A 26,663-nucleotide genomic window follows, 5' to 3' on the forward strand; every position below is an offset into this window, starting at 1 on the left:
GGCTAAAAGACGAAATAATTATCACTAAAGTATAAATTTCTATATTTAGAAGGTTAAAATTCTAAATATTCCGTCCTTTGAAAACTGAATAATCCTAAAGGAGCTGTAAAAAATGGTTTTGAAACGATCGTATCAAACACTACTACTCTTTACGAGTGTACTTTTATTTGTGATGAGCTGCTTGATTCCACTGAATCAAGCCAGTGCGGAGGTAATCAATCGAGAAAGGTATCAGATGGATTGGGCCTATAGTCCGCAGTATGGGAAAGATGTTCGTACAGAGCTTCTAAAGAACGCAAGTGGTCAAATTGCGTATTGTCTGGTATACGGTTTGAAATCCCCAAATGGAGAGGATTTACCCGAAGCGGGCAAAACAGATGATGTATCCTATCGCGTCTTAATGAATGGGTACCCACAGAAAACACCAGAAAATTTAGGGGTTTCCAATTGGAAAGAAGCCCATTACGCGACACAATTAGCTCTTTGGAATGCACTTGGCCAGATTTCCGTTGATGAATTACAGTTCAAAAATGCGGCTGTTGAAAAAGCGGCAAAGAACATCATTCATGCGGCAAATCAAAGCCAGGATACACAAGATGTCTGGATGAATGTCATCCCAACGGATAAACAAGAAGCCCAATTAAACGGTGAATATTTTGAAACAACAACATACAACGTTCAAACAAATGCAAAAAAAGGTACATTCCATGTAGAAATGAACAACGCACCACAAGGCACACGCATTGTCACAGAACAAGGTGAAGTAAAAGAAACGTTCCAACTAGGAGAAAAGTTCCGTATTCAAGTGCCAAAATCCTCTAAGAGTAGTGAACTATCTCTAAAAGTCGTTTCAAATCTAACGAATGTTCATGCAGTCGTATATAAAGGAACAAGTACGATTCAAGATGCAACTGTATTATTAGAACGCAGTACAGAACAAGTAAGCACAGACTTACAAGTATTTTGGAAAGCAAATGGCGCCTTAAAAGTGATGAAAGTGGATGGAAACAAAAAGCCGCTACCAGGCGCAGTATTTGAAGTCGCAAACAGCAATCAACAAGTTATGGGAACGATTACAGCTGACAAAAACGGTATCGCTGAAATGGGTAACTTAGAACTTGGCACATACACTGTAAAAGAAGTGAAAGCACCTGTTGGATATGTGTTAGACGCTACACCAAAGCCTTTTGAAGTAAAAACAGGTGAAGTTGCTGTTGTAGAAATGAAAAATGTACAGATCAAAGGAAATATTGAAATTAAAAAGATTAGTGATACAGGCAAGATTCTCCCAGGCGTTGAATTTACAGTATTTACGCCAGAAGGAAAGGCAGTCACAAAAGTAACAACAGATCAAGAAGGGATTGCGAAAGTACATTCTCTTCCGTTTGGAAAGTATTACTTCCAGGAAACGAAAGGATTAGAAGGTTACTTATTAAATCAAACAAAGTATCCATTTGAAGTAAAAGAGCATAATCAAACACTTACGTTTGAAGTGAAAAACGATCAAGTAAAAGGAAATGTACAGCTCTTAAAAGTAGATGAAGACGGAAAAACGAAATTAGAAGGTGCTGTTTTTATCCTAGCTGATGAAAAAGGTAAGAAAATCAGTGAGCATAAGACAGACAAAAACGGGTTCATCAAAATTGATAATATCCCATTCGGAAAGTACCAATTCATCGAAAAGACATCACCAGCGGGCTATGTGCTAGTAAAAGAGCCGATTCCGTTTAGCATCACTGAAAATGGGAAAACAATTGAGCTAGTTGCAAAGAATACGAAGATTAGAGGATCAATTGAAATTACAAAAGTAGACGTAGCCGATGGAAACAACAAGTTACCAGGTGCAGAGTTTACAATCTATAACGAACAAGGCCAGGAAGTCGTGAAAGGAAAAACAAACGAACAAGGCATTGCGAAGTTCGATAAACTCCCAGCAGGAAAGTACACATATAAAGAAACACTTGCACCACAAGGTTATGTGTCACATGAAGAAACATTCTCCTTTGAAATTAAAACGGATGGTGAAATTATAAAACACACCGTAAAAAACAAAAAGATTGAAGGTAGCTTAGAAATTACAAAAGTAGACGTAGCCGACGGAAACAACAAGTTACCAGGTGCAGAGTTTACGATCTATAACGAGCAAGGCCAGGAAGTCGTGAAAGGAAAAACAAACGAACAAGGCATTGCAAAGTTTGAGAAATTACCAGCTGGTAAATACACATATAAAGAGACATTTGCACCAGAGGGATTTTTAATCAATGAAGAAACATTCTCTTTTGAAATTAAAACAGATGGTGAGATTATCAAACATGTTGTAGCAGATCAGAAAAAAGAAGTTCCACCAACGCCAGAAACGCCACAACCAGAACAACCAAAACCACAACCAGAGAAGCCACAAACACCACAGGTCATTGAAAAACCTGTACCAACACCAGAGAAACCACAACATATTGTAAAACAACTACAACCGATGAAAGAACAACCTAAGAAAGTAGAAAGCCATTTACCAACAACAGGCGGCAAAGCTGAAAATCCATATTGGAAATGGATTGGTGTTACATTTGTCGTTCTTGGTAGCATCCTAGCTGTTTACGTAATTAGAAAACGTAAAAATCAAGAAGTGTAAAACACTCTCAACTGATAAGGGAGGGCGGGATCAAATGTGCATATTTGATGTACATTATCAAATCAATGATAGGAAATATACGAAATCATATTTACTTGCATTGGTGGAAGATGGGTTTCAGTTGCGAAAAAATATCCAACATGTTCTATTCAAAGAGCACCAACAAGAAATTAAGATTCTTTCTACAGATTTAGAGGAATTAGATTTAGTAGCTTTATAAAAACTGATACAAATGGAAAGGTGAGATTGCTATGTGTGGAACATTTATTGGAAGAAGTGCACAAATTCCAACATTTATGAAGCCAAAATGGTATGACATGAGTAAGTCAAATTCCATTGTCATAGGGAATGAAGGGAACAAGATGAATCCTCAATTTGTATTTGGAGAAGAAAATAGAAATATTCTGGTACGAGGTGGAACAGGAAAAGGAAAAACGGGTTTGATGAAGCAACTCCTTAACCTTGTCATGGCAGATCATCAACAAGCGACTGTCTTAGATGGGGAAGGAGAGTATAAAGAATACGAAAAAATGGGTGCTCACATTATCACCTTTACATCAAAAGATTCTTTTCTAAGCCAAACAGAAATAGAAACATGCAAACAATCGGATGTCGTTATTATAGATGAAGGATTAAGGTTGTATTCCAATAATCCAGAGGGATTCATCGATCTTTTAGAAGAACTAGAGGAACTGAATGTAAGAGTTTTTGTGAGTTTTCAAGCGATACCAGAAGAGTTATTGCACAGATTTGATGTGTATTTAGAATTGGACCCACTCATCGCTTAAAACTATACAATATTTCTATTTAACGATATAGAAGGATAAAACAATACAGGAGGATTTCTTATGAAACCAATTAAGCATATGCGAAGTAAACGCGGTTTTTATATTGGTCGAGTTCCACATACAACACATACACCTTCAACAAATAAGCGTACAGAAGCATGGACGGGAAAAATGGGAAAGGGCATGATTTTCTCTTCCCTTCTAGTCACGCTAGACCCCTATAAAAAAGCGCACAAATCATAATATTCATGGGAGGACATTCTTTCACTGAATATCCTCCCTACTTAAAAGGAGGAAGCAAGATGGGAAAACAAGCGTATCAAAATCGTCAAGAATGCTGGGAAACGTTCTGGAAAGAACAAGTAACGGTAGATGGTGAATTAGATATTGAACAAGTAAAGCAAGAACTCTTCAACTATAAAACACTCTTAGATCAAATTAATCAACCTCAAAACGGGATCATGCAACCTCAAATTTTGATTCAATTAGCCGCAGAAGAACGAACAGAAAAGCATCGTGAAAAGGTATTAGCCCTTGCATAAGGCCATTTCAAGGATAGAAAGGAAGTGAAGAAGTGGCGCACAGCAAGTTAGATAGAGAAATTGAAAACTTCATAGAAAAGAACTGGAAAATGCTTTTAGGTATAGGAGCTGTCGCATTTGTCTGGTTTTCTAAAGAAAAAATCCTCACAGAATTGATGAAGCTGGTGCCAACTGTAGTCGGTGTGTTTCGTGGTATTGCTTTATTGATCTTGTTGGGAATTGTCATACGGATTGTCTTACATGGCATCTATTTATATCTAGAAAAGAAGCGGTATCGATATGTATTGTTCATCCCGCACATAGATGATGAAGTTACACCAGATAAGCTAGGGCAAATGATTCGGCATGTACATGGTTCGGGTCGAAAGCCCTTAGAACGTCTGTTAAAAGGTCGCGATTGGTACCGCATGACGATGTATCGTCCAGAGGGAGAAAATGAGCGTGTCCGCTTTTATGTAGGTGGTCCAGAGGATAAGATCAAACAGGTTGTGCAAGCGATACAAAGCGCCTATACCCACAGTGAAATTTATACCGTCCCAAAGGAAGAAATGCCATTTCCAACAAGAAAAGCGGTAGGAGGACGGATGGTATTAAAGAGAAAGCGGCTAGATGCCACGTTATCACTAGCACGCTATACACGTGATGTATTACCGATGTTAGGAAGCGCAATGGAAGAAAAAACATGGATTGATATTGCTTTTACACCAGATAACGGATATCAGCTGACAAAAGGGATTCGAAAAGCAGAAAAGGCCATTCGAAAGAAGAAAAAGCATGGGCTAGATGCCTTTGAAAAAGAAGAAATTCGCGCATTAAATAAGCGGTTTGCAAAAAACGAAGTGGCGTTTCAAGTATCTGTTTCATTCGCAAGTGAGTATTACCCTGGCGTACCTGTTATTAAGAACTTAGGACATATGGTCGCAAGTATTATGGCTGATGTGAATGAGCTGAGATACAGAAGGTTAAGACGCAGTATGCCAGCTGTACCACATCCCGTATACGGAAAAATGATATGGACGGGATCAGAGCTATTAAACTTGTTGCATCTTCCAAATGTAACGGGTGATAAAAACAGCAAGACAGAGCGAAACATCTTGTATCTAGATAAAGGGGAAAACATGATACCGAATGATTTATTGGCCGAAGGCATTTCAATTGGTCATGTGATGCATCCTTATATCAAGGACCGATTAGTAAAAATTCGAGAAGACTTTTTCAAGAATCATGGCTACATTACGGGGAAAGTTGGGTCTGGTAAAAGTACCATTGCCATGAGGTTAATGCAAAGTGTCATTGATAAATGGCTAGAAAATCCGAATGAAGCGGGTGGATTGTCTCTATTTGATCCAACCGAAGATTTGGCATATGTAGCAATGAATCGACTATTGAAAGCGGAAAAGGATGGGAAAGAAGTGGATTGGAGTAAGGTTCACTTTATCCGTTTTCGAAACACAGATCATCCGCCAGCTTTGAATTTGTTTCATCGTTTTCCAAATGAAGATATCCAAACAGTGGTTGAATCCATTATGGAAATGATTAAGTTAATGATTCAAGGGCAAGCACAACAAACAGAACGATTACTAAGGGCGATTATTGGGACGTTACTTTGTGATAAGAGTCAAATTCATACGATTTTAAGTATCCCACTCTTTATTAGTGATGAACTGTTTCGAGCAAATGTAATCGCAAATTTACAAGGTCCAGAACAAAAATATTACTCTCACTTTTGGAAATATGAAGTGGGAAGCGCGTTAGAAGACAGCACACAAGCGATTTTGAACCGATTAGATATCTTTCGTAATACGCTGTATTTAAAGCGGATGTACGGGCAAACGGGCTTTTCTTTAGAAATTCGGAAGTGGATGGATGAAGGCCACCTTATCTTTTACGATTTAGCGGGCATGGGAAAAGAAGATACATTACTTACAGTCGGTTACATTTGTAATCAATATCACCGTATCGCCCAACAGCGGCCGCATGGTTCCAAACTACATTTAGGCGTGATAGATGAAGCTCATGACGTGCCAGTACCCGTTCTTCCAAAAATCATTGCAAAGGATCGGAAACATGGATTTGGATTATGGGTGATTACCCAGCAAGTTTCGGGACAGTTAGACAGAGAGCTAACAGACATGTTAACAGAGGCGGGCGGAAATTACTTTGTATGTAGGCAAGGTCATAATTCCGCGAAAACGCTAGAGGGCATTATGCAAAAGCAATTCCGTACAGAGTATTTGCAAAACCTTCCTAACTTAGTTGTAGCGATTCAAACGCAAGATTATATCAGAGGTGAAGCAAAAAATGTGTGGTGTACCATACGTGTTCCACCATTAGACCGCTATCTACCAAATGGGAAAGCGGCCAATTACAAAAACGAAAAAGAAATTCATGCATCAAATGAATGGACCAGAGCAAAGATTCATTCTTTAGAGCAACAAAATGGGAAAGCAGGATTAGAGATCGACAAAGAAATTGATGAGTTCCTATATGGAAAAGGCAAGTATCAACAAGCCGAAAAAGTCAATTTAACCAAAGAAAAACCTGTTGTGACATCGGGATTTGATGAGTTAGAAAAGAAACTATCTTCTAATGAAGAGGTGAAAGAAACGGTTTCAGAAACAGAGCTAGTCGAACCCACACAACAAGCGCAAATTATCCCATTCCGAAAACAAGCTACGACAACAACAGAAGGAAAGAAAGAAAATAAGCCAGTAAAAGAGCCTGTTACAACAATCGAAAAAGAACAAGCGGTATCAATTGAAACAGAAAATGTAGAAATAAAAGAAGATACACCACAAGAAGAAGTAAGTATTTTCGATAGTTGGGAAAAGGAGTAAGGGGCATGGGAAACATTTTATTTCAAATCACAGATGAACAATTACTCATGAATTTGCATACACACATTTACTTGGATATTGAGTACATTCATCAAAAGGTGTATGTAGATTATACCAAAAAATCGGTAACGAATCGTTTATATAAGCTAGAACAAGCGGGTTATATCCGTTACGAGTATTTACCTGTTACATCATCGAGGAATCAGAAACGAAAATTTGCGAAACCTCAACGGATTTATACATTAACACCCAAAGGAGTTGAAATGGTTCGTGGATTTCGAGGGGAAGTGCATTGGAAAAATAGTTGGTCCAAACGTTCAGCATCCTTTGTGTATCACAGTTTAATGCTAGCAAAGATTGAATGTGCCATGACATTAATATCGAAGAGAGAAGAAAGATTGGAATTAAAGGAATGGATAAATGAACCGCGGGCCACATTTCAATATGCAAAAGGAAAAAGTCGTGTCATACGCCCAGATGGAGTTGCGGTGATTGGTTTAAAAGAAGCGATTGATAAAAACATTGGTGTATTTATGGAAATGGAACGTTCTTACGGGTCAAAAGAAGTATTAGAAAAAAAGATTATCCGTTATAACGATTTCATGGCGCAAGAAGGAAAAGCGGCAGAGTATCGGACGCATGTTGGTATGGGGTATGAAATATTGCAATGGCGCCTGGTATTTATCGCGGGTAGTGAAAGTAGAGAAAAAGAATTGATTCGCTACTTAAAAGGGGTAAGTAGTCCAGAGATACCAGTGTTTATCACACTGTTTCAAGATATATTACAAGACCCATTCGGCAATATTTATCGCAATATTCAGAATCCCGAAAAGAAAGTGAGGCTGTAAAAATGTGTTTCGGTTTATTTTATCGATAAGCGCCAGTATTTTTCTGTTAGTTATCTTTTCAGATTGGTTATTTGAAAGAGTACCAGGATCAAGAGAAGCCTGGGAAGCGGTGAAAAGTAAGGTCGTGGAAATTTACTATACACAAGGATGGGAAGGTGTTTTGCTTTTCTTCCTAGTGGTAGTGGGAATATGGAAGATGGTCGATCATAAGGGGGGCTAAAAGATGCCGTATCCTAGTCTAATATCTTCACATGGAAATCCCATTTTGGTAGGTATTGTCGTCAGTATCGTCATGTTTGTGTTAATCGGGTATGCAATGTACACAAAAAAATGGGAGATGTTCATTTTCTGTTTCTTAGCATGGATGATTCTTTTCATAAAAGTAGTTTTTCCGCATGAAATGGCGGATATTGCATCTAAGTTGGCGGATCATCACCTTTGGATAGATAAGAAGTAAAAAAGATGAGGGGGAGATAGACAATGTTTACCCATAAAAACACTTACGAAAGAGGAAATGTGGGAGAAGTTGAAGCTCAATTTCTAGTGGAAATCTATGAGGGAATAGGTTGTGAGGAAGTACATGAGATTTGTTTGTCTCAAACAGATGTATATATGCAGAAGTTTTATCTGATGGAGAACGGAAAAATTATCGAAATAGAAATTGGATTAAATACAGATGAATTGGAATGGAAGTGTGATGGGGTAGAGCTTACAAAAGAAAAAGCCATGTTAGAAATCGAGCGTGAAATCAGCTGTTATGACATGTTCGAGCAAGCAAGAATAGATAAAGGGTGGATGTTTAAAGAAAAGGCAAACAAGTTTCTTACAGCTTTAAGAGAAAAGGAGAGTGCATGATGGACGAATTGGAAGGTTTGGAGTTTGTAAGGGCGTTTCGGGCTACAGATGGAGCGTCCTTTGAAGTGGGGAGGGATGAAGACAAACGGTATGTGGTTCATGCTAGATTCCCGTATATCACAGGCAGTCAAACAAAACTCAACAATTTTATCAATTATGCAAGAAATGAAATAAAAGATGAATCAACCGCGGTTGGCATGGCTTCATTCGCTTGTGATTGCTACGAACGATCTTTACGCCAGTACCGAAATTGAAAGGGGGATGAATATGGTTCAAAAGGTGAAACAGTGGTTTGCAAAAACATTTGAAAGTAAACAGGGGAAGGCAAGGAAAGCCACAAAGATTCCTTCCTATAAAGGCCGCTTAATTGGAAAATGGGCCTTTTGGCTCCTGTTTTGTTGGATGCTCATTGTATCCATCACAACCGTAATAAAAGGGAAGGGAGATATACAAGCAAAGGCCAGCACCACTCCAAAGGAAGTCACACAAAAACAAAACCTTGCCTCACGTCCAGAAGCGATTGAATTTGCTCGCGGGTTCGTAAAAGAATACTTTACGTGGCAAAGAGGGGATGAAGGCAAGAAGAAGCGTTCAGAGCGCTTACAGCTCTATGTACCGAAAACATTTGATCCACAAGTTGGTTTGGATTTTGCAAGTATACAATGGGATTCCCATTTTCTATACGCAACTGTATTAAAAGTAGATGAGGTCACAGATAAAGAAGCAAATGTAATTTTTAAAGTGAGATACAAATTAAGCCGCATGAAAGCAGATAATAGTGGGCCAGAGGATAAGGAGGTGATCCAGCAAGTGTCGGTTCCTGTTCAATCAGATGGAAAGGCTTTTGTGATTAGTGGATTCCCTCAAATCGTCAAGGTGAATGAAAAAGCAGAAGTACCAGAAGGGAAAGAAGAGAAAGAACGAGAGGAAATTCATGAAATGACTGTAAAAGAAGACATTCGAGAATTTTTGCCAACCTTTTTTAAATCCTATACGACCGCAACACAAAAAGAACTCGCGTATGTTTTAGCCAATACAGATATTAAAGGGTTAGAAGGAGCCATGAAATTTGAAAATGTACTTTCCTCTAAGATTTATCCAGGAAAAACAAAAGGCACATATGAGGTACAAACAGAGGTATCTATGATTGATCCACATTCTGAATCGAAAATGAAAACAGGTTATACGTTGTTTGTAAAACAAGATGGAAAGCAATGGATCGTAACAGACTTAAAAACAAAATAGGAGAGGGGCATGTATATGTTCAATATAAATCATTTTGTGTTAGGAATCGGGTTAGAAGGATTTTTCGAAATGATGAAGACACAAGGAACATACGCGTTATATTGTGCGTTTATCATTGTTATCTTGATCGTAGCGGCAAAGCGCGCATGGGGAAAAGCGATCACATTAATTGTTGGCGGCGGGATTGTTGTATTCTTCATTAACAAGCCAGATGCATTAAAAACAATTGGAACGTGGTTAGGTGGATTATTTGGCGTCTAAGTAAGGGATGGAAAGGGAGAGGGCTACATGAAGGAAAAAGAATCAAAATCTATCATTGTCTATTGTTTCGGAAGCTATATGAACTATATGCGAAGACAGTACGAAATTATGGGGTATCGTCTTCCGCGTGCGGTTACATGGAGGGCACTTGGTTATTTTGCGGCGGTAGAAGCGGGGCTTGTAGCCTTCCGCTTCCTTCCTCCCTTTAAATGGATATTTGGGGATATGATCGATCAAGTTTGGCTCATGTATTATGGTGTGATCCCTCTTTTCCTTGTATGGGGCGCAGATAAATATAAAACAGATGGAAAATCACTTTTCTCTTTTGTTCGGTCCTGGATCACATTTCGTTTACGGAAGCATCAAAGTAGTCGATTGGTGAATGTACCCAAACTTAAAAAACATGTGTTTTATGGTCATGTATGTGTACAACATGACGTCAAAGATTTACCAATCGTACATTCATTCAGTGAAGAAGAGAACGACATACACGCTTATGATGTAACATTTTTACCCCAAAAGGAGGAAGTTGAATATGTTGAAAACGATGAAAAGACCACCATTAAAGCACGTTGAAAAGAATTTAGCGTTTAGTACAGACGGAAAAGTATCCGCAGTGTATGAAGTAGACGGATTTGAATACGATCATCAAGATGAAAGTACGAAAAAAGTATATTATCGCAATCAACTCGCTCTATTTACCCATCAAGAATATGATATCCACTTGCTTGTGATTCCTCGTACAACAAATTCAGATGAAATTCTGGATGAACATATTTCCACTTTAAAAGGGCCAATGGCCCCAACAGGACGCTTTCTTTTTAAAAAGGTAAAAGAATACTTACGAAATGCGGCCATTGCGAAAGAGAACATGGAATATCGCTTTTTCGTTTTAGTACAACTGAATATGGAACAGAAAGAAAGACAAATTCGTAACCCTGTCGTAGAAACATGGAAGTTTATGAAGAAGGTTAGAGAAGGATTTGCAGAGACAGCTCAAAATATATCGGGTATGAATGTGACGGATATTTTAGAAGAGGAAATTGAAAATTATTTAGAAGTAGAAGACGTGTTATTTAGCCAGGTTAGAGGGGCCTTTCATAATACAAGACGTGCGAAACCATCTACAACACGCTTTTTATTCCATCATAACTTCAAACGTGGCATGAAAGAACTAAATCGGGATCAAAACTGGAAAGTAGGTTCTACGGTTACCTTGAAAAATGAAGAAGGAAAGGCGGTAAAAGTACGTCGGCCAGATTTACAAGAAATGGTGCACTTAACGGATACGGTGATTGATGAAAGCCCAGGGCGTTCTCTTATACTCGAAAGACAAAATGAAGAAGGAGAAATCGAAACCTCTCATGTTGCTTTTCTTGCGGCGAAAGATATGCCCGAAATATCGGCTTTTCCTGGTGGAGAGTGGATTTATCGCATTCAATCTCATTCATTAAAGTTTCCTGTTGAAATGAGTATTCGAGCGTATCACTTAGAAAACCAGATGGTCACACAAAAGCTCTCAAATAGTGAATTGGAATTAAACGATCAACGTCAACAAGCAATGGTAGGTGGTCGCACAACAGATTTAACAATTGATCGTAAAGCAAGAGGCGTCAAAATTGTAAAAGATCGATTTGAAACAACAGGAGCACCTGGATATGAACTAAGTGTACTGTTTTGTGTATATGCCGAAGATGAAAAAACATTAAAATCACGCGTCAATACGCTCATTACAGAATATCGCAAAATGAAAATTGAATTGGTCAATCCATTTGGAGAACAGCTAGCATACTTCTACGAGTTCTTACCAGGCTCTAAACGTTATAATACAGACTTTAAGTTATTTGTGGAACCAGGCGTACTTGCACAGGGAATGTTTGGGGCAACGACACAAATTGGCGACAATCAAGGGTTTTACATTGGAAAGACAAAGAAATTAAATCGTCCTGTTTTTATTCGTCCCGAACTAGCGGCGAAAGCATTAGATAACATTGTGACAGCGTTTGAAAGTTTATCAGTTATGTTTGCGGGGCAAACAGGGAAAGGGAAATCTTTCTTAATGAACTTACTCGCTTTCTGGATTGTTATGAGTGGCGGAAGGGCATTTATCATCGATCCTAAGGGTGATCGCACAAGATGGCCCGAATTATTGCCAGGGTTCAATGAGGATACCTTGCAAGTATGGACGCTTGGGAAGAATAAAGAAGATGCGGGCTGTTTAGACCCATTCCGAATCAGCGCAACGATAGAAGATGCGAAGAGTTTAGCACTTGAAATTTTGACGTTCCTATCGGATGTAGGTTTAGAGGATATCCGATATGACTATTTATATAAAGCGATTGAACGAGTGGCGGAAAAAGAAGATGCATGTTTAACTTTGGTTCGTAAAGAGCTAGTGGAAATGAAGAAAGAACCTAACTTATTGCCAACTGAATTAGAACGGTTAAATGCCCTTACAAATCGTTTAGCGACTTTAGAAGGCATTCAGCTAGGAGATTTATTGTTTGGTAAACAAGGTCAAGATTACCGCGTATTAAGTCTAGAACGTCCGTTACAAGTATTACAAATTCAACATTTACGCATTCCGAAATCAGAGGAAAAGAATGAAAGTGTTACAGACAAATTATCTCGTAGTATCTTAATTGCATTAGCGGCATTTGGTAAATCCTTAATGCATTCCGACCGTAGTATTTTCAAAGTATACCTACAAGATGAAGCATCAAGTATTTTGAAAAATAAAGAGGGTGCGGCGTCTTCTGACAAAATCATTCGAGAAGGACGTTATCACAATATCGGCTTGTATTTAGGCACACAAAATGCATCCGATTATCAATCAGAAAACAAAGAGGTTGCAAATGTGGGGATGAAATTCTGTTTTGCATTGAAATACGATAAGGAAGCGGAAGAAATGTTGCGTTACTATAACTTACCGGTCACAGAAGAAAATATCTTAATGTTACGCCAGCTTAGACGCGGCGAAGCCTTGTTCCAGGATATTTTCGGGCGAACCGCGGTTGTAGAAATTGATCCTGTTTTCCAAGAATTAAAGACTGCATTTGATTCCTCTACGAAAACAGACGAAGAACGCGCACAACAATTAGCGTAATTCGTATTACAATACAGATAAGAGTATTCTAAATTATCTGTATATGGAGGATGGAACGATGAAAAAATTACGTATGTTATCTGGATTATGTGTAGCAGGAATGTTAATGGTAACGGGGATTGCGGGTTGCTCAAATGAAACGAAAAGTAATGTAAATCAACAAGAGAGTCAGAAAGAACGTGACATGAAAGAAGCGGATAAAGCCGCAATGAACTATGTAAGAGCCTATATTGAAATGGATCGAAAAAAAATGAATGAATTACAATACAAAAAATTTGATTTTGGAGAAGATCGAATTAAACATCCAGGTGCTAGTAAGGGAATGAAGGAGCGATATGACTTATACCGATTTGACTTAAAAGAAGGAGAAAATGAGTATTACTATCGTGTGAAATACTTTGATCCTGTAGAAAATGCACAGATGGGAATGAAATTGAAAGTAGTAAAAGATGAAAAGGACGGGAAATGGAAAAATTACGAATGGAACTGGGATGGTCATAATAGTTTAGATTCTATTGTGGGAAGTATAGAGCCAGTTCATGTTCATAAATGGGGGCAAAAGGAATGAAAAAACTTTTCTCTATTTGTATGATTCTTGTATTCTTTTTACTACCGTTAGGGCCTCATGTGGCCCTAGCGGAAGATACAAAAACAGAAGAAAAACAAGAACAAAAAGGAGCACGAATTTCTGAAAATCTATTTAGTGGGTACACAGACGGGATTTACAAAGATAAGTATTACGAAATTGATACGTACCAGCCGAAAGAAGACGATAAAAACGTGTTTCAAAAAGTTGGTGGATACTTATTTGGTGATGATAGTGTGGGAAAAGACTTACAACGGATATTGTATACAACTTGTCAATGGTTTGCGAATATGGCCTTTCAGTTAAATGTGATTCTGGGCCAATTAACCATCTTTTTAGTCGATCAAGCGTTGAACCTGGATATTGTAGATACGGTTGCAGATAAATTAGGAGCGGCTATGCAAAATATTGCTGGTATTGGAAAAGGCGGCTTTTTATCTTCGGGGTTATTCCCAGCAATTATCGGCATTGCGTGTGTGTTATCCGCTTGTTATGCGGGATATATCTTTTTTATTAAACGCCAACCCTCAAAAGGTTTAAGTGAATTAGTAAAAACAGTATTTGTCATTGCTTTTATTGTTACGTACATCGGGAACGCAAGTACAATTTTAAAGAGTGCGAATACAATTAGTTCTGAAATTAGTGTAACAGTATTGGCGAAAGCAACGGGAACGGTTGCGGGTGATCCAGGACGTTCTAAAGCAGATGCAATTTTTTCAGTGAAAAAGCAGATTTGGGATTTATTGGTTGAACGACCATATTTGTTTCTACAGTATGGGGAAGATTCTAAAGAAAAAATAGGAACTAAAAGAGTAGATGGATTACTAGCGAAAGCACCAGGTAAAGAACGTGATGATCTAGTTAGAAAAGAAGTAACAGATGATGGAAACCAAATGATGGTTATTTCATCGGTGGGAGAGCGTCTTGTATTTACAGTCATGTATTATGTCGTGAATACATTCGCAGGTGTTCCAGTAATTGCGTTTTGTTTACTAATTGTAGCATTCCAATTATGGTTCCTTGTCATGAGTATTATCTCACCAATCGTTATGGCGGTGGCTCTATTGCCAGGACACCGCAGAGTTATTGAAAGCTGGGCTTCACAATGGATTCGCCCATTGGCATTAAAAATATTTATGTCAGTTATGCTTGTTATCATCTTTACGGTGGCAGAATTACTGTATGTATTACCAGAAGCGGGCGTTGCAGGATATGTGTCTACAATGATTTTTCAAATTCTTGTTTTCGTTCTTTGCTACCTGTTTAGAGGAAATATTGTTGCGGCCTTTAGTCGAGCGCGCGGCGTGTATGAAACGGTCACAAATATATCTCTTATGACTGAAAACTTTGTAGATAAAGGAAAAGAGTACGCTGGAAATACAATGTCTTATATTGGAGACAAAATGGGAGCACATTTTAACAGCGCGGCTGAATTAGCGGCGGCAGGCGGCCAGTTAGAAAATGCAGGGACAGACAACGAAAAGACAAAAGCTAACCCGTTAGTGCAAGCGAATATACCGAACGATTTACCAAATAATCAAACGGAACAAGAAAAAGAAGAGAATAAAAAGAAAGGAAAGCTGATTTCCTTACAGGATCGTGATAAAGAAGGGAATTTACCACAGCAGGAAGAGGAAGGAAAAGAACAAACGACACCAGGTGAAGAAGAGGCACCAATGCAACAAGACCTTATCAGCTTAGATAAGGAAGCATTAGAACAAGAAATGGAAGAACAACAAGAAGGAACAGAAGTAGAAGAATCAGAAATGGAAGTTCAACCAGAACTTGTATCTTTAGAAGATGAGGAAATTCCAACAGGAGAGGAAATGCCAGCTGATATAGAGGGATATGAAGAAGTTCAACCAGAAGTGCCAGAACAAGAGGTACCATTAGGAGATATTCCGCCTGATATAGAAGTATACGAAGAGGTACAACCAGAAGTACCAGAACGAGAGGTACCATTAGAAGAGGTTTCAACTGATATGGAGGCATATGAAGAAATCCAAACAGAGGTACCAGAACAAGAAATGCCACTAGAAGAAGTTTCAAGCGATATGGAGGCATATGAAGAGATTCAAACAGAAGTACCAACACAAGAACTTCCATTAGAGGAAGTGTTACCAGATCATGAAACATTTGAAGAAATCCCATCCGATATCCCACAACAAGACATTCCAACAGAAGAAATTCCGATGGATATTTCAAGAGAAGAAATACAGCCAGAACAGGAAACTTCAACACATATTCCACAACAAGAAATCCCAACACCAATTGAAACAGAGGCAAATGATCCTTTAATACCACATACAATTCGTGCAGATGTAAATGAGGAGGGTGTCATTGTCCCTCATACACCAGAAACAACAAGTGCAGATATTCCAGATGCTATTCCTGCAGAAGTAAATGAGTCTGGGGAGATTGTTGCAAAAAAACCTAATATAGATGTCGAGTCAACTGTACAAGAAATAAATTCTTCTGACTCATTTATCCCAACGGAATCCATTTCCCCTACTGATTTAACACGAGTAAATGAGAAAGAAGTAAGCAAAAATGAACCGATTCAAGGAGAAGCGGAAACAATCGATACACCAGATATACAATATGGAGCTGTAGCCGCGGGAAGTGAAAATTGGATGCCTTCTACTGATCCACAAAACTTAGATAACTTAGATGATTTGGAGCCACAAAAAAAAGATGAGTAGAGTCCTAGACTTTTAGGACTTTACTATTTTTTTACGAAAAAAGGAGCGATATAGCTATGAAACACTGGGGATTAACGTGTATGAAAATGGTGAGTATCAGTATTTTTCTCTGTATTGGGTGTTTAGGGTGGATGAACATAATCATTCTTTTCATACAGAGAGAATGGCCGACAGATTTATTAGGATGGATTGGTTTAGGGTTACTTATCTGGTATACGCTTATTCTTTTAACTCTCCAAATTATCCATAATGAGTTACGTTGCTCTATTGATGACAGGGCCAAACTAGCCTTTTTTATCTGGTTTGTAGGAATCGGTCATTTTGGATTATTAGACTTTATACAAAACCAGCAATCTACTCTTTTAACGTTACTATTTCATGTTTTAGCGATTATACCTATTCTTTTGGCCCTTACATATGGGCTGATTGTTCGAAAGTATTCCAATCAATCTTGATACATGTTGTAAGGGGGGAGGGATGATATGAGACCAGAAATAAAAGAAGTTGTAGATAAAACGGTACAAGAAGAGATTGCACAAGAACAAAAAAAGAAGAAGAAAAAGAAATCCTGGTTACTGACATTTCTTTTTGGGAGTTCTACTTTCACGATAGGATTGTTCGTTTGTATTGGATTTCTTTTATTTATCGTTTTGGGGCAAGGCATTGGCAAAAAAGAAGAGGAAGCACCAGCAACCATCCCAAGTAATGGAATGACGGTTTGTCGGCCAGGTGGAAAAACAGTGGCACCAGAAGAACTACAACCCCACCTGGGCGGCGTTTTTACAGGGAAAGCACAAGCCTTTTTAAATGCAGGAACACAAAACCAAATCGATCCCGTTTTACTAGCGGCCATTGCAAGATTGGAAACGGGTAATGGTACTTCTAATGCAGTAAAGAACTATAACAACCCTGGTGGCCTCATGGACCCTGGTAGTTCACAAATGAAAGGATTCATGAAGTTCGCCACTTTAGATGAAGGAATCAACGCTATGGCACGAAACTTATATAAAAATTATATCGGTATGGGGATTACAACAATAGAAGCAATAGGAGCGAAATATGCACCGCCAGGAGCCGCAAATGATCCGCATGGCACAAATGGTTTATGGCCTGTATTAGTAACAAAGTTTGTGGCGCAAATGGGCGGCCTTACTTTTAATTGTGAAGCGGGAAAGCCAGGCGGCGTTGTAGATACTGGATCAGCAAGCTCACAAGGGTTTATTCGTCCTATCGCTCAAACAACGATTACAAGCCCATTTGGGCCACGCTGGGGCACTATTCATAAAGGTATTGATTATTCTTGCCAAGACGGTGTCACACCAATTGCCGCGTCGAAAGGTGGCGTTGTAGAGTGGGCGAAATTTGGCGCTTCCGGTTCGGGGTTTGGCGGATACGGAAACGTAGTTGTAATCAATCATGGGAATGGATATTGGAGTTTATACGGTCATATGTCGTCCATTACTGTACAGGAAGGTCAAAACATTGGAGTCGGTCAACAGATAGGTGTTTGTGGAAGAACAGGGCAAGTAACAGGGCCACATCTTCACTTTGAGATCAAAACATCTTTGACGTTTGGTCAAGTCGACCCAGCACCTTATTTGCCGAAATAAGCGGAAAGAAAGGGAGGATTAGGGATGAAAAAGGGAATCGTTGGTTTAATCATAGTTGTACTAGTGGGTATCAGTGTATGGTTATGGAATCAAAATCGCACCTTACAGCATAAAGTTGAGCAGACAGAAAAGAAATGGACGGAACAAGTAAAAGAGCTAAAAACAGAGAATCGAGCATTGGAAAAGCGTGTAACAGTTTTAACAGAAAATACCCAAGATAAAGGGCAAGAAGTAGCAAAACAGTTTGTAGAGCTGTTAATACAGAATGATAACAAGCAAAAAGAAAAGCCAGGATTTGAAAAGATCAAAGAAATGATAACAGGGGAAGCACGAAACAAATTATTAAATGCGCCAGAGGATGCACATAACCATATAGAAGATGATGGCTCTATGCACATTCAAACGAAAGCAAAGATAACAGATATGTATTACATCAAAACCGCTGATAATAAAGCGGATGTAACAGTTAAATATGATTATCTTGTAACGGTTGATGGAACAGAACAACAAGAAAAACACACTATGAAATTAAATTTAGTATTAGAAGGTGAGAAATGGTTTGTAGAAAATTATGAGTTCCAAATCAATACAGGAATTGAAGGACCATAGAGAAAGGAATGAGGGGAGTTGGTGAATCAAAATGTATTGCATCATATCGGGTATGAAATATTGCAAGAAACGTTTGTATTGATTCGAAATGTATTTTCCTATTCAAGCCAAGATGAATCCAGTGTAACATATGTGCGAGAAATTGCGGATGCCTTGCATAACATCCCACATTCGATTCAGAAACAGCATGATACATTTTTAGAATTCGAGTTCAAACTGTTAGAAGAAACATTAATGCAAATGGATTTTGGAAAGGTTGCCGCGCAAAACATTCCCTATTTTAGAATGTATGCGGCACGTGTACAGCAATTGTTACAGAAGCGCTATAAAGAGGTGTAATCTAGTGGAAATGGGGCGATAAAGAATGATTGTATTGGGAATTGGGCTGTCAGTTTTGCTGATAGCCTTTTTGTTTATCCAGGTGTATCCGTTCCAGGAACAAAAATTAGAACAGAGAAAATATGATGAATATGGAATCTGGATCATTATTTGTACAGGAGTATGTCTCTATGTTTCGCACCATTTTTTACAGGAAAACACATGGCAATGGGGTTTAAAAATCATAGGTGCAACTTTTTTTACAGGTTTTTCAATTGGATGTGTTGGAAAACAAAGTATATATGATTTTCAACACAAAAAGTTTCCATTCCAGAAAAAATGACGCCTCAAATTCGCTTGTAATTAATTTTAAAGGGATTGTTAATACATTTGGTATCGAATGAGTTTGTGACCCTTATTCAGCCTTTTAAGTAGTTCAAATGAATTTTTAAAGAAAAAGAGGTGTGAAGATGATTCTTTTTAAGGTTATTGCATATATTTTGCTAAGTATAGGAGTTTGTACGCTTGTTTTGGCAGGAATTGCCGCGATTGTAAAGAAACAAATGATAATCGCAAATATAAACCTATTATTGGCCATGTATTATTTTTGTTCGGGAAGTCTTCTGTATTTGTGCACGTTATGGGAAACACAAGATATTTTCCTACAAGCCTTTTTGATTTTAATTGTGGGAATTGCGATCATCCGCTTAAGAAAAAGCTGGTATGTACCGCAAATGCGTACCTATCTTCAAAAACAACAGGAGCAAGCGACAAATAAGAATGATCTGTGAGGAAATCCATGAAAAAAGGAGTGGAGAAATCTTGATACATCAATATGAATTGAACTTTTCAGTGATGTATAGTGGCAAGGTAACAGGCTCACAATCTACAATTATTCCAGCAAGTTCTCTAGAGGAAGCAAATGAAAAATTACAATCGGAAGTAAAACGGCGATTAGGAAAGTGTAGTATAAAAGTGAATGCGGCCAATTTATGTGTTTCAGAAGATAGTCGATATACGATTGAATAAAATAATGAAAAAAGTTCCCTAAAAAGGGAATAGAAGAAGGGAAAATGCAACTTATTCGCGGTATGCATAAACATAGGATGCTGATAGAAGATATTACAAAATTTACAAATTTACGTATAGAAAAAATACGAAACATTTTACAAATATAAATGACTAAAAACACCATTTACAGTATTTGTAGATGGTGTTTTTGTACCTATTATACCGATAGTCTTTTTAGTGTATTTTCAAGTTCATTAGTATTGGCTAAGTATGGAAGAGTTGAAAAATGTTATAAGTGTAATGTTTAAAAGAATGAGTGTAGATTTTGGTAAATATATGTTCTTCCTGACATTAAATTAGGTATAATAGAGATATCTCAATTGACGTGTTTTTTGAGAACTTATAGAGGAAGGGTGAAATTGATTTGGCTAGTAAGTACAACCTGTTTATAAGTCATTCATGGGCTTATAGCAACGAATATGAAGGTTTAATAGAATTGTTAAATAAAGATGAGGATTTTTTATATAAAAATTATTCAGTTCCTAAAAATGATCCGATTCATAATGCAAAGAATGATAAAGAATTACGCGAAGCAATTAAGAGGCAAATGAGTTCGTGTCATGTGGTTATTATTTTAGCAGGAGTATACTCTTCATACAGCAAATGGATTGATGAAGAAATTCAATTGGCTAAAACAGGATTTATCGTTCCTAAAAAAATCATAGCAGTGGAACGCTTCGGCTCTCAAAGGACATCTAAAAAAGTAAAAGACAATGCGGATGTTATTGTAAAATGGAATTCAAAGTCATTAATCAAGGCAATTAAGGGTGAACTGTAAAGGAGGAAGGTAGATATGTATGGTGCGAAAAAAGCACTTATTATAGGTCTGGGTAATTACCCGACAGCTCCTTTAAAAGGAGCGATAAGCGACGCACATAGTGTACATAGTGTACTGCAAAGTAATAGCGATGGTTCTCCTAATTTTGATTGTAAACTTATTACAGACGAATGTAGCAAAGTTGGGTTAAAAGCAGCAATACGTGAGTTGTTTGAAGGTGAAAATGATGTTGCTCTTTTGTATTTCTCTGGTCATGGGGTTGTAACATCTACGGGTGGATATGTGGCTACAACTGATTATCAAACAGATAATGAAGGAGTATCCATGCATGATATTTTAAGTTTCGCAACTGAATCAAAAGCTAAAAATAAAATTATTATATTAGATTGTTGTAATTCGGGGATGTTTGGTATACAGGACAGTAATAAAACAACGGGATTAGCTTCTATTTGTGAAGGAATGACAGTTCTAACAGCTAGTAGGAAAAATGAACCGGCATTAGAAGTTGATGGTTCGAGCGTATTTACATCGTTGTTAGTAGAAGCATTACATGGTGGAGCTTCAGATTTGATGGGGAACATTACACCAAGTAGTGTATATTCTTATATAGATAGAACGTTAGGCGCATGGGATCAACGACCAATATTTAAAACAAACGTGTCTACATTTACATCATTAAGGACAGTTAATCCGCCTATTTCTGTGGAACTCCTTAGAAAACTAAGCGAATATTTTGCTAGTCAAGAAGAGTATTTCTCATTAGATCCATCGTTTGAACCAACAGAAGAACCACGTAATCCTATAAATGAAGAGATTTTTGGAAATCTTCAGAAGCTAGCACGTGTTGGATTGGTAGTACCAGTTGATGCAGAACACATGTATTATGCTGCTGTGAATTCAACAGCTTGCCGTTTAACTGCTATGGGATATCATTATTGGAAGTTGGCAAAAGCACGTAAGATATAAAAGTTGGTATTTAACCTATAATTAAACTAAAAAGAAGCTAGTATACTAGCTTCTTTTTAGTTTAATTATTTTTGTTTTGTTTAGGTGGTTGTGCAGGTGGAGCGGGAGGTCTAGGTGTTAAAGGTTTATCATTTAATCCACCTTTTTTTATAGAACTTTCTTGTAAACTTTTATTTTTTTCCATTATAATTCCTCCTGTACAAAATATTATGCTTTTAAGGGAATTCAATTATTAAATTAGATTTATCTTTAGTGATGTACACTGCTTGCATAGAGTAAAGTTTTTGAGCATCAGAATTTCTGTATACATCTACATCTCGAATGAAAAGTTCATTATTATCGAATGTATCGGAAAAAGCTTCAACCCATCCTTGATACATTAAATCATTTTCTAAATCTCTAATAATTACCCAAACGGATTGTGGTGAATCGAATACATATGACCAAACATCTAATTGACCAAATTTTTTGCTGACCCCTATTTTTTTTGCTAATTTATGCAGAAATTTACGATTAAGTATTGTAGAAATAACAAAGGCTAATAATATCGCCACAAATGTGGCAATTACAACTTCTTTGATATCTATAGATGCTTGTTTGTTGACTAGAGAGTTTAGGAAGCTAACTTTCCATGTAGGGATTAGTCCTTTCATTATAACGAAAAAGTTATTAATAGAAATGAATACATATAATAAAAAATACGATGCTAACCCTAGTATAAAGGAGTGAAGTAGAAACATTTTAAACTCTCTTACCCTATGAGGTGTTAGAGTATCAATGAATAGTAATGAAATAATGCCAGGGAAAAATATAAGTAATAGTCTGATTGTTAACTCTGAAATTTTGTTCAATCCTCCTTTTAGGCTAATTTATAGTATATATTTTTAGATATTTAATTATAACAGAGCTGTATAGTAAGTGGTATGTTTTGTTGTAAAATAGATAATGTAAAGGAGATTTATATGAGATGGATTTTGAAGAACTTTTCTGAAGGAATACAAATTAATATGTTGACATAAGGGCTTAGTTGCGTGTGTATCACTTTTTTATGTACAATGAAAGAAAAACATCATATGAGATGGGGAGAGGAAAACCCATGTCCAACCAACAATTAGTGAATTTACGCATTGATTTTGCTTTTAAACAATTATTTGGCACAAGTGGAAATGAAGATATTTTGATTGCTTTTTTAAACGCGATGTTGCAGGATTCTTTAGAATCACCTATTGTTTCGTTACAATTAGAAGATCCACACTTGCACCGAGAACATGAAGAGGATAAATTATCGATTTTAGATATTTCCGCTACATTAGATACAGGTACAAAGGTAAATGTAGAAATACAGCTGAATAACAATCATGATATGATTAAGAGAAGTTTATATTATTGGGGAAGGCTATATACATCCCAGCTACAAAAGGGAATGCCGTATAGTTCCCTTCATAAAACAATTACGATTAATTTGTTAAATTTCGTTATGTTTCCTGAATACAAGGCATTCCATACAACAGGCATTCTATGGAATCAACAGCAACAAAAGAAGTTAAGTGATGATATTGAAGTTCATATTGTGGAGATTCCAAAGCTGATGCAACAGTGGCGGAATGAACAAGTAAATCCCTGGGAAGATTCGTTTGTTCGTTGGTTATTATTACTTCCAGCGAATGAAGATGAACAATTAACCCAAACATTGGAGGATATTGCGATGAGCCAAGACCCGATTTTACAAAAAGCCATGAATAAATGGGAACGTATGAGTCAAGATTCTTCTTTCCGACAAGCGTATGAAGCGAGGGAGAAAGCGTTGATGGATGAAGCCGCAAAATTTGCTTATGCAGAACAAAAAGGGATTGAAAAGGGCATTGAAAAAGGGAAAATACAGCTTATTCGTGGTATGCACAAAAACGGAATGCCAATAGAAGATATTGCAAAGTTTACAAATTTACGTATAGAAGAAATACGTAACATTTTACAAGCCTAAATGGTTAAAAATAATGAATATCCATTGCCATATAAAAACGGATACGCACTTTTAAAAAGGGTATCCGTTTTTATATGGATGATGGGTATCTCGCGTATATGCATCATACCCCGTAATCATCAGAATAGAAAATTAAAAGAGCGTAATTTTTGCTGATTTTATACATAACGGCTTCTCAGGATTGTGTATACCATTTAGTAAGAGCTTTTATCACTTTTCTTCTTAATCGTGGCTTTAACTTTGCTAAAGCATCTTGTAATTGATCATTTGCCATTAAAAATTGAGTATCTAGCATTAAATAATATGCAGCATCATTTACATATTTATTATGGCGTGTATATTGTTTCCCATAAGTAGTATGATTTTCTCTATTTTGATTCAAAGTTTCAATATTTTTATAACAAGCTTCTTTTTTTATGTCATATATATCTTTAGTTTTAAATGTTAGTTTACCTCTAGGGTGCCTATTTACAAACAAAATTTCATTTTCATATTTTAGACTATTGGGTGTATAAGAGGCTTTAGCATATTTGGTTAATAAAAAATCGGGGTGCATAATAATGTCTTCGACTGGGACTTTAAAACCAACCTTTATCAATTTGTGACCATAAGCTGTATCTAAATTCCTATTAAAGCATTGTCCAGATAGCAAAATATTTGTATCAATTTCGAATGAAAATTCTGGATTATTTAAACCGCCAATGTCTATTTGGCGTAGGACTTGTGCTAATTCGATAGTATTTAAAGAGCGATAAACTCGTATAAATCCCCCCTCTTCTACTAATTCACATACTTTTAGCATGTATTGAACATGATTATAGATATTCTGGATGTCTCTAATCGCTTCATAAAACATGTCATCAGGAATTGAATTTGCTAAGGACAAGGTATCTTCAAAGTATTTATGGCGATAAACATTTTGTCCATATTCAATGGGCATATAGTATGTCTCTTCATATCCTAAACGTCTTTGAATATTAAAGGCGAATTTAATTAAGGATGTTAGATAATATCTAGTAAAATTATACCGTTCATTATCAATGGTAAAAGGTACAATTTCTATATCATTTATTGTGCCACCTTCAATACAAGCACCCACTAAAGGAGAGCGTACCCGATAACGATAGAGGTTTGCCAAATTTGATGAAGTTGTATCATGGAAATAATATGTTTCTTGGTCTTCACAATCTTGAACGTATTTCATAAGCCCTCTCCTTGTATTAAGTGCTTATCTTGGTAATGTGAATTCTTTTTCTTTAGATGGATCTGCAGTCCAACAACTACTAATATTATAGGTTTTGCACATTTTATATGCCTCTTCACTCAGCCATTGTTTGGTTTTAGCGAGATTCTTAGGTCTAACTTTTTCCCCCCTTATTGTGTTGTCTCTCCAGTCATAAAAGTAAATTTTCTCCGGTTCTTCTACATCTTTTCTATAAGGTGCAAAGTCTCTTGGTTTTGGAAGCTGTCTGGGGCTTGTGGTATTTGGAATTTTGCTGTTAATTTCCTCATAAAATTTCTTTGGACTAAAAGGTTGTGAAGGACTTGAAGTTAATCCTAGTGCTTCGCAAATGTCCCCGTATTTGTCCCCTAAATACGGATTAATAATAAATCCTTTTTTGACGGCAACTTCAAAGAAGAGATTTTTATTTCTTACTCCAATAGCAAGTGCATGAGGCGTAGAATCTATTATGTAAATAATACTAAAAACAGCTTTATTAATGGTTATTGAAAATTTCACACGTTGAAGGTCTTGTTCGATCATACTGTTATACAATGGCTCTAGTCCTGTTAATTGCATTTGTAAAGCCCTCCTATAAAATAATGGTCCAATTATAACGTTTAATTATTCGGAATAATATAATTATAAACCATTTGCAAATTAAGGTAAAATAAAAAACAGAAAACAAGTTTTACAAAAGATACAAAATGTTAAACTCATAAGAACTAGCGATATCATGCGATTTTCTATGGTATTACTGTTTTTTTTTCGCTATAAAATAAAAAGAAAAAGATTATCAGTTTAACAAAATATAGTTATTGTTAAAGTAAGTTTTACATATTGTAGCTTACAACAGAGTTTTAGGAGGTCAAGTTTTATGACGAAAGGGGGACGAAAACCTGGGGCAAATGAGCTAATTCGTTCAATAGAAAAAATTGAAGAAATGAAAGATTGGCTGTTGCAAAATTCCTCATATCGAAATTACTTTTTATTTTGGAATTAACACAGGTTTACGCATTAGTGACATTTTACGGTTGTGTGTAAAAGATGTTCGTGGAAAAGATGGCATGAAAATTAAAATGGAAAAAACAGATACAACGGTAGAAGTGTATTTCAATTCAGTCTTACAACAAGAAATTGCGAAATACACAAGCAATCGTGCTGATTCTGATTGGATTTTTCCAAGTCGTCAAGGGGATAAACCCATTACAAGACAAATGGTACATAATTTCTTGTATAAGGCGACCGAGGCTTGCGGTATTGATTCAGAACAATGGGGAACACATAGTATGCGAAAAACGTTTGGATATCACTATTATCAGAGAAAGAAAGATGTGTACTATTTGATGAAACTATTTGGCCATGCGACGCAAGGTCAAACTTTACAATACATTGGTGTCGAAGCTGATGAAATTCGTAAAACAATGGAGGATTTCACTTTATAAGAATCCAAAGGGGGAAACCAGAGTATGAAAGAGGGAAGATTAGAACAGGAAAGTAAATCCCGAAAGTACGAACGTATTTTTATCATCTCATTTCTTACCACGATAGTTCTTATTATTGGAAGTATAGTTGTTGTAGGGCATACAGGTTTTAAATACATAAAGTACTTGGCGGTAGCAATTATAGTCAGTATAAGTATTACTAATGATATACAAAAAAGATATAAGAAATATTCTAATTTAAGCAATAAAGAATAGGGGGGTATA

The 26,663-nt window shown here is 36.9% G+C and carries 33 protein-coding genes and 1 pseudogene; 30 read left to right on the forward strand and 4 right to left on the reverse strand.

What is annotated here, in order from left to right:
* The first annotated feature begins 112 nt into the window (after window positions 1–112).
* From MHB74_RS28790 to MHB74_RS28920, 26 genes and pseudogenes are all read left to right on the forward strand, one after another.
* Complete coding sequence (locus MHB74_RS28790; protein WP_061678399.1) at window positions 113–2,629, forward strand: SpaA isopeptide-forming pilin-related protein; 2,517 nt, start codon at window positions 113–115, stop codon at window positions 2,627–2,629.
* Between the two features lie 34 nt (window positions 2,630–2,663).
* A complete protein-coding gene (locus MHB74_RS28795) occupies window positions 2,664–2,849 on the forward strand; it encodes a hypothetical protein (RefSeq protein WP_016099495.1) in 186 nt (61 codons plus the stop codon).
* A 31-nt stretch (window positions 2,850–2,880) separates the two neighbouring features.
* Window positions 2,881–3,417 carry a type IV secretion system DNA-binding domain-containing protein gene (locus tag MHB74_RS28800; protein ID WP_061678400.1) on the forward strand — a complete coding sequence of 179 codons (537 nt, stop codon included), beginning with the start codon at window positions 2,881–2,883 and terminating at the stop codon, window positions 3,415–3,417.
* 60 nt (window positions 3,418–3,477) lie between these two features.
* Complete coding sequence (locus MHB74_RS28805; protein ID WP_061678401.1) at window positions 3,478–3,660, forward strand: hypothetical protein; 183 nt, start codon at window positions 3,478–3,480, stop codon at window positions 3,658–3,660.
* Between the two features lie 59 nt (window positions 3,661–3,719).
* Window positions 3,720–3,959 (forward strand): hypothetical protein, encoded by a 240-nt coding sequence (locus MHB74_RS28810; protein WP_061678402.1) that lies wholly within the window; start codon window positions 3,720–3,722, stop codon window positions 3,957–3,959.
* 32 nt (window positions 3,960–3,991) lie between these two features.
* Window positions 3,992–6,796, forward strand: coding sequence for a hypothetical protein (locus MHB74_RS28815; RefSeq protein WP_061678403.1), 2,805 nt, complete (start codon window positions 3,992–3,994; stop codon window positions 6,794–6,796).
* Between the two features lie 5 nt (window positions 6,797–6,801).
* A complete protein-coding gene (locus tag MHB74_RS28820) occupies window positions 6,802–7,644 on the forward strand; it encodes a replication-relaxation family protein (protein ID WP_061678404.1) in 843 nt (280 codons plus the stop codon).
* A gap of 223 nt (window positions 7,645–7,867) precedes the next feature.
* The gene (locus MHB74_RS28830) at window positions 7,868–8,101 is read left to right on the forward strand and encodes a hypothetical protein (RefSeq protein WP_061678405.1); all 234 of its coding nucleotides are present in this window, start codon (window positions 7,868–7,870) and stop codon (window positions 8,099–8,101) included.
* Between the two features lie 23 nt (window positions 8,102–8,124).
* A complete protein-coding gene (locus MHB74_RS28835; RefSeq protein WP_061678406.1) occupies window positions 8,125–8,499 on the forward strand; it encodes a hypothetical protein in 375 nt (124 codons plus the stop codon).
* The gene (locus tag MHB74_RS28840; RefSeq protein ID WP_033685378.1) at window positions 8,496–8,753 is read left to right on the forward strand and encodes a hypothetical protein; all 258 of its coding nucleotides are present in this window, start codon (window positions 8,496–8,498) and stop codon (window positions 8,751–8,753) included. Before MHB74_RS28835 ends, MHB74_RS28840 begins: the two co-directional genes overlap by 4 nt.
* A 13-nt stretch (window positions 8,754–8,766) precedes the next feature.
* Window positions 8,767–9,744 carry a conjugal transfer protein gene (locus tag MHB74_RS28845; protein ID WP_061678407.1) on the forward strand — a complete coding sequence of 326 codons (978 nt, stop codon included), beginning with the start codon at window positions 8,767–8,769 and terminating at the stop codon, window positions 9,742–9,744.
* A gap of 9 nt (window positions 9,745–9,753) precedes the next feature.
* Window positions 9,754–10,005 carry a TcpD family membrane protein gene (locus MHB74_RS28850; protein WP_000281809.1) on the forward strand — a complete coding sequence of 84 codons (252 nt, stop codon included), beginning with the start codon at window positions 9,754–9,756 and terminating at the stop codon, window positions 10,003–10,005.
* Between the two features lie 27 nt (window positions 10,006–10,032).
* The gene (locus tag MHB74_RS28855) at window positions 10,033–10,581 is read left to right on the forward strand and encodes a TcpE family conjugal transfer membrane protein (RefSeq protein ID WP_061678408.1); all 549 of its coding nucleotides are present in this window, start codon (window positions 10,033–10,035) and stop codon (window positions 10,579–10,581) included.
* Entirely contained in the window at window positions 10,541–13,111 is a 2,571-nt protein-coding gene (locus MHB74_RS28860) for an ATP-binding protein (RefSeq protein WP_061678409.1), read from the forward strand. Before MHB74_RS28855 ends, MHB74_RS28860 begins: the two co-directional genes overlap by 41 nt.
* 58 nt (window positions 13,112–13,169) lie before the next feature.
* On the forward strand, window positions 13,170–13,679 hold the full coding sequence (locus tag MHB74_RS28865; protein ID WP_061678410.1) for a hypothetical protein: 510 nt from the start codon (window positions 13,170–13,172) through the stop codon (window positions 13,677–13,679).
* Complete coding sequence (locus MHB74_RS28870; protein WP_061678411.1) at window positions 13,676–16,399, forward strand: CD3337/EF1877 family mobilome membrane protein; 2,724 nt, start codon at window positions 13,676–13,678, stop codon at window positions 16,397–16,399. Before MHB74_RS28865 ends, MHB74_RS28870 begins: the two co-directional genes overlap by 4 nt.
* Before the next feature lie 56 nt (window positions 16,400–16,455).
* Window positions 16,456–16,854, forward strand: coding sequence for a hypothetical protein (locus MHB74_RS28875; protein WP_000683510.1), 399 nt, complete (start codon window positions 16,456–16,458; stop codon window positions 16,852–16,854).
* 27 nt (window positions 16,855–16,881) lie between these two features.
* A complete protein-coding gene (locus MHB74_RS28880; protein ID WP_061678412.1) occupies window positions 16,882–18,009 on the forward strand; it encodes a peptidoglycan DD-metalloendopeptidase family protein in 1,128 nt (375 codons plus the stop codon).
* 24 nt (window positions 18,010–18,033) lie between these two features.
* Window positions 18,034–18,618 carry a hypothetical protein gene (locus tag MHB74_RS28885; protein ID WP_061678413.1) on the forward strand — a complete coding sequence of 195 codons (585 nt, stop codon included), beginning with the start codon at window positions 18,034–18,036 and terminating at the stop codon, window positions 18,616–18,618.
* Window positions 18,619–18,636: 18 nt separating this feature from the next.
* Complete coding sequence (locus MHB74_RS28890; protein ID WP_000248033.1) at window positions 18,637–18,957, forward strand: hypothetical protein; 321 nt, start codon at window positions 18,637–18,639, stop codon at window positions 18,955–18,957.
* Between the two features lie 25 nt (window positions 18,958–18,982).
* Window positions 18,983–19,279, forward strand: a complete 297-nt coding sequence (locus MHB74_RS28895; protein WP_000636253.1) for a hypothetical protein — start codon at window positions 18,983–18,985, stop codon at window positions 19,277–19,279.
* A 127-nt stretch (window positions 19,280–19,406) separates the two neighbouring features.
* Complete coding sequence (locus MHB74_RS28900) at window positions 19,407–19,727, forward strand: hypothetical protein (protein ID WP_000600086.1); 321 nt, start codon at window positions 19,407–19,409, stop codon at window positions 19,725–19,727.
* Window positions 19,728–19,758: 31 nt separating this feature from the next.
* Window positions 19,759–19,965, forward strand: a complete 207-nt coding sequence (locus MHB74_RS28905) for a hypothetical protein (protein ID WP_012580580.1) — start codon at window positions 19,759–19,761, stop codon at window positions 19,963–19,965.
* Window positions 19,966–19,985: 20 nt separating this feature from the next.
* Window positions 19,986–20,114, forward strand: a pseudogene (locus MHB74_RS28910) (Rpn family recombination-promoting nuclease/putative transposase); the annotation flags it as partial.
* Between the two features lie 257 nt (window positions 20,115–20,371).
* Window positions 20,372–20,785, forward strand: coding sequence for a TIR domain-containing protein (locus tag MHB74_RS28915; protein WP_000157351.1), 414 nt, complete (start codon window positions 20,372–20,374; stop codon window positions 20,783–20,785).
* 15 nt (window positions 20,786–20,800) lie between these two features.
* Entirely contained in the window at window positions 20,801–21,751 is a 951-nt protein-coding gene (locus tag MHB74_RS28920; protein ID WP_000274130.1) for a caspase family protein, read from the forward strand.
* Window positions 21,752–21,812: 61 nt separating this feature from the next.
* Here MHB74_RS28920 and MHB74_RS28925 read toward each other — a convergent pair whose 3' ends face one another.
* A complete protein-coding gene (locus MHB74_RS28925) occupies window positions 21,813–21,935 on the reverse strand; it encodes a hypothetical protein (protein WP_012580577.1) in 123 nt (40 codons plus the stop codon).
* A 31-nt stretch (window positions 21,936–21,966) separates the two neighbouring features.
* On the reverse strand, window positions 21,967–22,602 hold the full coding sequence (locus MHB74_RS28930) for a DUF6338 family protein (RefSeq protein ID WP_001033845.1): 636 nt from the start codon (window positions 22,600–22,602) through the stop codon (window positions 21,967–21,969).
* A 245-nt stretch (window positions 22,603–22,847) separates the two neighbouring features.
* Between MHB74_RS28930 and MHB74_RS28935 the strand changes: the two genes are divergently transcribed.
* Window positions 22,848–23,732, forward strand: a complete 885-nt coding sequence (locus MHB74_RS28935) for an Rpn family recombination-promoting nuclease/putative transposase (RefSeq protein WP_000070879.1) — start codon at window positions 22,848–22,850, stop codon at window positions 23,730–23,732.
* 175 nt (window positions 23,733–23,907) lie between these two features.
* Here the strand turns inward: MHB74_RS28935 and MHB74_RS28940 are convergent, their stop codons facing one another.
* Together MHB74_RS28940 and MHB74_RS28945 are read right to left on the reverse strand one after the other, a co-directional pair.
* A complete protein-coding gene (locus MHB74_RS28940) occupies window positions 23,908–24,936 on the reverse strand; it encodes a hypothetical protein (RefSeq protein ID WP_000878402.1) in 1,029 nt (342 codons plus the stop codon).
* 24 nt (window positions 24,937–24,960) lie between these two features.
* Window positions 24,961–25,533: a DUF6037 family protein gene (locus MHB74_RS28945; protein WP_001177549.1), complete on the reverse strand. Its 573-nt coding sequence runs from the start codon at window positions 25,531–25,533 to the stop codon at window positions 24,961–24,963.
* Window positions 25,534–25,831: 298 nt separating this feature from the next.
* Here MHB74_RS28945 and MHB74_RS28950 point away from each other — a divergent pair, with 298 nt between their 5' ends.
* Genes MHB74_RS28950 through MHB74_RS28960 form a run of 3 tightly spaced genes read left to right on the forward strand, consistent with a single transcriptional unit; the run spans window position 25,832 to window position 26,654 of the window.
* Complete coding sequence (locus MHB74_RS28950) at window positions 25,832–25,957, forward strand: hypothetical protein (protein WP_000160190.1); 126 nt, start codon at window positions 25,832–25,834, stop codon at window positions 25,955–25,957.
* Between the two features lie 31 nt (window positions 25,958–25,988).
* A complete protein-coding gene (locus MHB74_RS28955) occupies window positions 25,989–26,399 on the forward strand; it encodes a tyrosine-type recombinase/integrase (protein ID WP_002028802.1) in 411 nt (136 codons plus the stop codon).
* A gap of 24 nt (window positions 26,400–26,423) precedes the next feature.
* Window positions 26,424–26,654: a hypothetical protein gene (locus MHB74_RS28960; protein WP_000658017.1), complete on the forward strand. Its 231-nt coding sequence runs from the start codon at window positions 26,424–26,426 to the stop codon at window positions 26,652–26,654.
* Window positions 26,655–26,663: the final 9 nt, after the last annotated feature.

It is taken from the genome of Bacillus sp. FSL K6-0069, from assembly GCF_038007785.1.
GTDB classification, from domain to species: domain Bacteria; phylum Bacillota; class Bacilli; order Bacillales; family Bacillaceae_G; genus Bacillus_A; species Bacillus_A mobilis.